Annotated in this window: 7 protein-coding genes; 4 read left to right on the top strand and 3 right to left on the bottom strand. The window is 43.4% G+C overall.

Annotated elements, in window-relative coordinates; all coding sequences use genetic code 11:
- Positions 1–49 precede the first annotated feature (49 nt).
- Together QT994_RS24365 and QT994_RS24360 are read right to left on the bottom strand one after the other, a co-directional pair.
- Positions 50–379, bottom strand: a complete 330-nt coding sequence (locus QT994_RS24365) for a DUF262 domain-containing protein (protein WP_333179128.1) — start codon at positions 377–379, stop codon at positions 50–52.
- A 146-nt stretch (positions 380–525) separates the two neighbouring features.
- Positions 526–759 carry a hypothetical protein gene (locus QT994_RS24360; protein WP_242719202.1) on the bottom strand — a complete coding sequence of 78 codons (234 nt, stop codon included), beginning with the start codon at positions 757–759 and terminating at the stop codon, positions 526–528.
- 140 nt (positions 760–899) lie between these two features.
- Here QT994_RS24360 and QT994_RS24355 point away from each other — a divergent pair, with 140 nt between their 5' ends.
- Complete coding sequence (locus QT994_RS24355; RefSeq protein ID WP_333179126.1) at positions 900–1112, top strand: ribbon-helix-helix domain-containing protein; 213 nt, start codon at positions 900–902, stop codon at positions 1110–1112.
- Between the two features lie 87 nt (positions 1113–1199).
- Here QT994_RS24355 and QT994_RS24350 read toward each other — a convergent pair whose 3' ends face one another.
- Positions 1200–2678: a glycosyltransferase family 87 protein gene (locus QT994_RS24350; protein ID WP_333179125.1), complete on the bottom strand. Its 1479-nt coding sequence runs from the start codon at positions 2676–2678 to the stop codon at positions 1200–1202.
- Between the two features lie 303 nt (positions 2679–2981).
- Between QT994_RS24350 and QT994_RS24345 the strand changes: the two genes are divergently transcribed.
- The 3 genes from QT994_RS24345 to QT994_RS24335 form a co-directional block, all read left to right on the top strand.
- Positions 2982–4172 (top strand): M20 family metallopeptidase, encoded by a 1191-nt coding sequence (locus tag QT994_RS24345; protein ID WP_333179123.1) that lies wholly within the window; start codon positions 2982–2984, stop codon positions 4170–4172.
- Positions 4173–4303: 131 nt separating this feature from the next.
- Entirely contained in the window at positions 4304–5680 is a 1377-nt protein-coding gene (locus QT994_RS24340) for a P-loop NTPase fold protein (protein ID WP_333179122.1), read from the top strand.
- A 4-nt stretch (positions 5681–5684) separates the two neighbouring features.
- On the top strand, positions 5685–8737 hold a 3053-nt coding region (locus tag QT994_RS24335), incomplete at its 3' end, for an nSTAND1 domain-containing NTPase (protein ID WP_445243946.1).

The raw sequence follows: 8737 nt of genomic DNA, 5'->3' as shown, positions 1-8737 counted from the left end.
TTACTTAAACGGCTTAATTGGTAAATCACCAAAAGCTGCTTAAGTATTTTTACTCATCACAAAAGTGACACGCTCCCAACTCATTAAGATCGAAATACTTTCCCTCAAATTCAAAAAAATTCTCAATAAAACAACAAATAGCATTAAGTCGCTGCATACCATCTATGATCTCATACTTTCCATTTCCATGAATTTGAGGACGTTCAGCTAATAGAATTAAAGGAATTGGATATCCCTTTAAAATGCTTCCAATCAATTTTACTTTTTCTTCAACTGACCAAATTAATTTTCTTTGATACTTTCTGTTTACCAATAAGTTATCTGACCGATAGAGCCGATAAGCCTCAGTGACTGTCATTCCGCGTGGAACAATGCTCATACTTCTGATCCGCTTAAATCTAAATTGTTATAATAGTATCAAGGTTTTGATCCCTTGTCAGCTTCTGGTTTCCCCGGACGGGTTACGGATACCGATAGGGGTGAGGACGATCGCACTTCTGGAATTCGTGCGATCGCCCTCAAAGATTACTCTTTCCAGTAACGGGTTAAAATCCGAATCACCTCACCCGCTATCGGCGATGGTAGAGGCGGGCTCCATTCCCCAACTTCTGCAAAACCTAAAACGTGCAACAGATTAACGATGCTGTCTACCGCTTTGGGAACGCCACACAACAGCAAACGAATCGGTTGCTTACCTTGAGGTACATCAGGAATTTCTTCCCGGAGCAGTTCAGGAACTGATTTTGGCGGTGATATCATAGAGTTTCCTCCTAAATATGGGAGTTCAAGCCCCCACCGAAGGATTGCGAGTCTGACCGGTGGGGGTTTTGTGTTTGACTATTTACACGGTATCACACCGTGTGTCACTATGCAAGAGGCGTACAAAGAAAGTACGATCGATGTATGAAGTAAATTCCCCGTTGCATAACTTGCCAGCAAAAAACCTAAAACGAGTCACCAGCTACGTTCCTCCAAACGCCTACAACGTCTTGGAAGATTGGGCCAAGGAAGAAGACCGGACAGTTAGCAATCTCGTAAGTCGGATTGTCTCTGAAGCTGTAGATGCTTACTTGGCTAAAAAGACTACAGAAGATGAACCCAGCAGCAATTAACCTTTGATCTCTACGCTGATGGGTCATTCTCAACTGCCAACCTGTCGGGCCGTTTATTTTGTGTTGGAGTTGGGTTTTGTTTTTCCTCTAACTAGAAACCTGATCCAAAGGGTCAAATTCAGCAACCTGTTTTTGACCAAGAGATGTAATTGCTAAGACTAAAACACTTAACGTAAGGCCTAAAATCGCATAACTCGGTAGTGAAAAAATAGTTAGTTTAAACAAATAAGGCAATTCCCCCCCCTTCCAGTTCCACCGCTTTCCTAGAAACACCAACAGCCCGCCATGAATCACAGCGGTTTGCACCATGACACAGCCAACGCCCAATAACCAAACCGACATTCTTTGCCTAGAGAAGGCACAATTTTTAATCTGAAAACATAAATCATTCAGCAAAAAAACCACCGCCGGTGCTAACATCACAGAACTGGTGGGCTGTGAATAGTTGATAGCAATACTCAAAGTAGAAATTAGCACCATTTCAGATAAGTCAACCTTTTTTGACCAAGCATTGCGAGATTGTTTTTTGTAAAAATACCAACTCACTAAACCAACTAGCAACAGAACAATCAAGTCAGAAAATAGCTTCGCCACGAAGGGACTATCGGGGAAAAATCTCGGCCCCATAACCCTTAAATCAAGGCGACTCATAGAAATATAAGCATTATTCGATGGATCGTTGAGCCAGAGTGGAAATCCACGAGTCGCATCCTGTATAAATCCTGTTAAAGAATTGCCCGTTACAGCTAGACCTGTAACTGCCAAACAAGTTACCGTGACTAGAGATATAAAAACTAGCTGAAACCGTCTTTTGATTAAAAAATAAGGAATAAATAATATAACTAAAGTTGGTTTAAACAGGGCAACTCCTAATAAAAGTCCGGCAATTATATCCTGACTTTTTTTAGCATAAATAAACATCCATAACAGCATAACCGCAATAAAAGTTGCCACATTGCCAACTTGAAGATCGAAGACAAAACCGTAGAGGAATGCAACTGATATACTACAAATAGTCCTAAAAGCTCGTGAGTGCGACTCCAACAAGATATTCGCTCCCCATAAAACAAAACCTGTGGCAATAATATGCAGCCAAGTCCAGATTGTGAATGCAGTCTTCATCGGGAAATAGCCCACAAACCACAGCGGAGGAATGATATTAGGTGGATAAACAAAAGATGGAATAAACCCGCACACTTTAGTGATGCTACAGAAACCGATGTTAAACACCTCGACATTAAAGGGACTCAAATGCTGATGGGCTAATCTACTCGCTACATAAAACCACTTAAAATCCCAGTAAGGCGGATCTGGTCGATTAGTCAGATTGTAAACCAACCAACCGGTATAACAGAGAAAGCGGGTGACAACTAATACAATAACTGCTTGCAAAATAAAGTTAACGAAAGGTTGACGAAAAAACAGAGTCAACCTTTGGAGCGAAGGATCTTTTAAAAACAAAGAATCTTGCCATGCTGTTTTTTCGGTATCTAATCGCCAATTAAATTTGAGAAACAAAGCGACTGTAATTAGGATGACTACATTCCAGAATCCAAAGCTAATCATAGTAAATAATTGTAATAAATTTACTATTTGATGATATCACACCCAGAAATTGTCAACTAAAAATCAGCATTTCAACCTAAAAAATTGACTTTTATTCCCCGTTTCAACCTAACTCTCTTTTCTCTCTTTTCTCTGCGTCCTCTGCGCCCTCTGCGGTGAAAAAAAGAAATCTTATTCACAAACGAAATAGGATTGCTATCTAAAAGCCCGATCGCACTTTTGCGCCTTATAACCCTGTTCACCCCCAAACATATGCGTTAACCTAGTTGACTACAGCTTGTACCGCACTCCCCAACTAAATTCATGCTTCCCCGCATCAAAGAATTAGCCGCCACCCTAGCACCCCGCTTAATCGAAATTCGCCGCCACATCCACTCCCACCCCGAACTCAGCGGCCAAGAATATCAAACCGCCGCCTACGTAGCCGGAGTTCTCGCATCCAGCGGAGTCCGGGCGATCGAAGGAATCGGCAAAACAGGAGTGCTCGGCGAACTCAAAGGCCACAGCAACGAGTCCCGGTGGCTGGCAATTCGCACCGATATGGACGCTTTGCCGATTCAAGAACGCACACACTTAGAATTTGCCTCCCGCAACGAGGGAGTCATGCACGCCTGCGGCCACGACATCCACACCACGGTCGGTTTGGGCGCAGCCATGATATTGTCTCAGCTAGGGGAAAAATTGCCCGGTCACGTCCGCTTCTTGTTTCAGCCGGCGGAAGAGATTGCCCAAGGTGCTCAATGGATGATTAAAGATGGGGCGATGCAAGATGTTGACGGCATCCTCGGAGTGCACGTTTTTCCGACGATTCCCGGGGGTTGCATCGGTATCCGCCACGGGGCACTGACGGCGGCGGCAGATGACATAGAATTGATTGTGATGGGCGAATCCGGTCACGGTGCGCGTCCCCACGAGGCGATCGACGCAATTTGGATAGCTTCTCAGATAATTACCACTTTGCAGCAGGCCATTAGCCGCACGCAAAATCCTTTGAGGCCACTGGTTTTGACGATCGGGCAAATTAACGGCGGACGAGCGCCGAACGTGATTGCCGATCGAGTAAAATTATTGGGAACCGTGCGATCGCTCCATCCGGAAACCCACGAAAACCTGCCGGCTTGGATCGAACAAATTGTTTCTAGCGTTTGCGGGACTTACGGCGCTAAGTACGAACTCACCTACAAGCGCGGCGTGCCGGGAGTCCAAAACGACCCAAAACTCACGCAATTAGTCGAAACTGCCGCTTTAGAAGCTTTAGGTCGATCGCGCGTCCAAATTTTACCAGAACCATCCCTCGGCGCCGAAGATTTTTCGATGTACTTAGAACACGCACCGGGAACCATGTTTCGCTTAGGAGTGGGACTGACTGACAAACCGAACTATCCCCTCCATCACCCGCAATTTGAGGTCGATGAAGCAGCCATCGTCACCGGCGCTGTCACCTTGGCCTATGCCGCCTACCAATATTGGAAACAGCATCCAGGTTCACACTAATAGTCTTCGACGTATGGGTGGTCAGCGAACTAACCGTAGGGTGGTTAGCCGGAAAAATGTTTAGTCTCTAGTAAAAACATTCAGCCCTGACCCACCCTACAATAACTACAAAAACTAATTTATAAAATTTTATGAACCTAGATTTTGAGCGATTCTGCGACGCCTGCAACCCCAGTCGCTCCCTGATATTGGGCTATGCCGAAGATCAGCGCTACTACATTGATTTTGCTGAGGTGCGCGGCGGGAAAATTATTAACATACTCAAACGAACAATTACCCGCGTGTCACCAGATAAACGGACTTGCCAATTATTTAGCGGACATATCGGTTGCGGCAAGTCTACTGAATTGTCGCGACTGGAAAAAGAGTTGACAGATGAGGGGTTTCATGTAGTTTACTTCGAGTCAACACAAGACCTCGATGAAATGGATCTCGATTTGACAGATATCATGTTAGCGATCGCCCGGCGAGTCACCCAAAGCTTGGAAGAGGGCAAAATTTCCTTGCAGCCCCAGCGCTTTAAAGAATTCTTAAAAAATAGTTGGAATTTTTTACAAACCCCTGTGACTTTAGAAGCTGAAGGAGAACTTTTTGGCAGCAAATATAAGGGTACTACAGACGGAAATCTGGAAGTTTCTCTGCCTTTAGGCATTGCCAAAATTACTGCCAAAACCAAAAGTAATCCCGACTTGCGATCTAAACTGAGACAGTACATGGAACCGCAAGCGAATAGAATGTTAGAACTGATTAATCAAGAAATTATTGATGTAGCAATTAATCAGTTAAAGCAGCGCGGTAAAAAAGGTTTGGTGGTGATAGTTGACAACTTAGACCGGATAGTTTCTCGACCCAATGCAGCGGGGCGACTGTTGCCAGAATATATTTTTATTGACCGGGGCGATCAGTTGCGGCAATTGAATTGCCATTTAGTTTATACCCTGCCGCTGGGATTGATTTTTGGCAATGAAAGTGAAATTTTGAAAAATCGATTGGGAGGGGGAGTTGACCCGAAAGTTTTGCCGATGGTACCAGTAAAGAATAGAAACGGCAGCGAATGTGTTGAGGGGATGAATTTGCTGCGGCGCATGGTGATGTCGCGGGCTTTTCCCGATGTTGTGCCAGAGGAATATATTACATTAATTACCCAAGTTTTTGACAGTCCTGAAACTTTAGATGAATTGTGCCGAGTCAGCGGAGGTCATCTGCGAAACTTGATGGGAATGCTGTTTGGTTGCTTGCAGCAAGATGACCCTCCCATTTCGCAAAATGTGTTGAAATCAGTGATTCGCAGTTCCCGCGACACTCTGATTCGCGGCATTGATAATGATGAGTGGGAATTACTGTTTAAGGTGGTGAAAGAACAAAGCATTAACGGAGATAAAGAATACCAAGATTTGCTGCGAAACCTGTGGGTTTTTGAATATGTAGACACTCAAGGAAATTGGTTTGCTTTGAATCCGCTGTTGATGGAAACTGACAAATTTAAGCTGTGGCAGCAAAATTCGTGAGATCATGGTAAACTCAAATCTAGCAGAAGATATTGCCGCAGAAAACGAGCGATCGCTCTCTACTTTGGTACGGACGCTCGCCCGCTTTCAAGGAAAGTTTTCTTTAACTATAGTGCGCTGCAATTATGCTAGCTTGCGTTCTGCAATGCTGGAAAAACTGCGCGATCGCTCGACTGTTGAATATCAAGAATTAGCCCTCGAACCTGCCACCAAAACACTTTATCAAACCATTCTCAATGCCCTCCAAGAGCAACCGCCGAAAGCTTTAATAATTGTCGGTATCGAATCGGTGGTTGCTCTTGATGACCTGCTAGCTGGGGCTAATAGAGCGCGAGATCAATTCAAGCAAGATTTTGCTTTTCCTTTGATATTATGGGTGACGGATTCTGTACTGTCTAAATTCAGTCGATCGGCGAATGATTTGAAGTCTTGGGCTCCTCCTCCAATTCAGTTTACGATGTCGCTCGATGATTTGAGGATTTTTTTGCGACAAAAAGCAGACCAGGCTTTTGCTGATGTTGAGAATTTCAAGTTAGATGACTGTGAAATTGAGTTGTTGGAGAATGACCTGCTAAATGCAGCATTAGGCCCGGAATTGCAAGCTAGTTGGCAATTTATTCGCGGTTTAGTTGAAGTTAAGAAAAATCAAATAGATTTAGCACTCGAACATTATCAGCAAAGTTTGACATTTTGGCAGCAAAATCACCAGTTAGAAAGACAAGGAATTGTCGGCAAGAATATTGCTGAAGCTTACAACCGCAAAGCTGAATTGCACCGGGCTGGAAATCAAGGTTATTGGCAAGAAGCTAGAAAGTATTTACAGCAATCTCTAGAGATTTTTGAGCAAGTGCAGCGACATGATTTAGCTGCGAAATGTATTAGCGAACTCTGCGAAGTGCTGCGACTTTTACAAGCTTGGGAAGAGTTGGAAAATTTAGCTAAAAAAGCATTAAAAATTCACGTAAATTACGGCACTCTGAGTCAAGTAGCTGAAGATTACGGCTTTTTGGCTGAGGTGGCGCTGCAACAATCTCAGTGGGAAAAAGCTTGCGAATCTGCTAAATTAGCATTGTCGGTTTTGGAACAAGCAGGAATAAATAAAAAAGAGACTGGTTTGTATCTGCTACTTTTGGCAAAAGGGCAGCGAAATCTTATCCCCTGTTCGACAGTTAACCCCCCCCAGCCCGCCCTTGCTAAGGGGGGGAGTCAGTCAGTATTTTCCCCTCTTGAGATTATAGAAACTTTAACACAAGCAAAAGTAATTACCCAGCCTCAAGATGATGTGCAGCTTTATCTGAGGATTTTAGAAGAGTTGAGAACTCTGTATTTTGAGCAAGGTGAATATTTAAAAGCCTTTTACATTAAACTCGAAGAACAAGCAGTTAAAAGCAAATATGGGTTGCAAGCTTTTATTGGTGCCAGCCGCTTGCAGTCGCCGCAACAAATAATTGACATCGGTTTAGAATCCGGTAAGTCAAAAGCTGAAATTGTTGAGGAAATTGAAGCAGCTTCCGGGCGTTCGCGCGATATTAAAGAGATAAGTAAACGGATACGTACACCTGCTTGCAAGCTGACGATCGTTCACGGACAATCTGGGGTAGGAAAAAGTTCGATAATTCAGGCATGGTTAGTTCCGGCACTGCAACTGACAACTTTTGAAGCGCGGGACGTATTGCCTATTTTATTGCAATCATATCATGATTGGGTGAGGGATTGCGGTGAGTGTTTGAAAACAGGAATTGAACAATTAAAAGGTGTGAATTTGTCTGGGGCGATCGACAGCCCAACAGCTATTTTAAAACAGTTGCAACTGAATCAAGACCGTAATTTATTAACTGTATTAATATTTGACCAATTTGAGGAATTTTTCTTTGCTTATCGAGATCCAATTGGTAGGCGAGAGTTATATGATTTTCTGGCTGAATGTTTAAATCGGATTAGCGACCTCAAAATTATCCTGTCGCTGCGGGAAGATTATCTTTTCTACTTGTTAGAGTTCAATCGCGCCACCAATTTATCAATTATTGATAACGACATTCTCACGAAAAAAATCTGCTATTACTTGGGAAATTTCTCAATTCCAGATGCGAAAGCTATTGTTCAAACTTTAACAAAAGGAGCTCAATTTTACTGGGACGATGATTTGGCAAACGCACTGGTAGCAGATTTAGCAGGTGAAGTGGGAGAAGTACGGCCGATCGAACTTCAAGTCGTGGGAATGCAACTGGAAAAAAGGCAGATTACTCGACTGAGTGAATATCAGCAACTAGGCAGTCAGGCTAAGGTCAAACTGGTTGAGGAATTTTTAGCAGAAGTTATCGCCGACTGTGGCAAGGAGAATAAAGACATTGCCGAACTTGTCTTGTACTTGCTGACGGATGAAAACAACACTCGTCCTCAGAAAACTTTGGTTGAATTAGCAGCCGATTTAGGAACAGAGTCAAAAAAATTAGAGTTAGTTATCGAGATTGTCGTTAAATCGGGATTGGTGTTAGAAGTGCCAGCAACTCCGATTGAACGTTACCAACTTGTCCACGATTATTTAGTGCCTTTTATCCGCAAACAGCGCGGTGCGGAATTACTAGAATTACGCCAAAAACTCAATCAGACTGAAGCCGAAAATCAGATATTAGCAGAGGCAAGACAAAAAGCAGAACAGTTGTCCGTAGAATCACAGCGAAAAGCCCAGAGACGAATTGGTATTGGTACAGGGATATTGAGTATTAGTCTAGTTTTAGCTGCAACTGTAATGGGAGTAGCGTGGCAGCAAGTGGACAAGGCACAGAAATTGACTAAATTAGAGCGCGCTGCAAGTGATGCTTTGAGACTGTTTGAATCTGGCAATAACCAAATAGATGCTTTAATCTCAGCCGTGAAAACGGGAAAAGAACTCAAAGCTACAGTCAAAAATGTTCGTTCCCTTGCTGATTACCCGATATCTACTCCCCAGATTGCACTCAACCAAATTCTCGACAACATCCGAGAACAAAATCGGTTTAAAGGACATCAAGCTTGGGTATTGAGTGTCAGTTTTAGTCCCGACGGCAAATACATCGC

Source organism: Microcoleus sp. S13_B4 (assembly GCF_036700885.1).
Classification (GTDB): domain Bacteria; phylum Cyanobacteriota; class Cyanobacteriia; order Cyanobacteriales; family Microcoleaceae; genus Microcoleus.
This window is presented reverse-complemented; position numbering and strand designations above follow the sequence as displayed.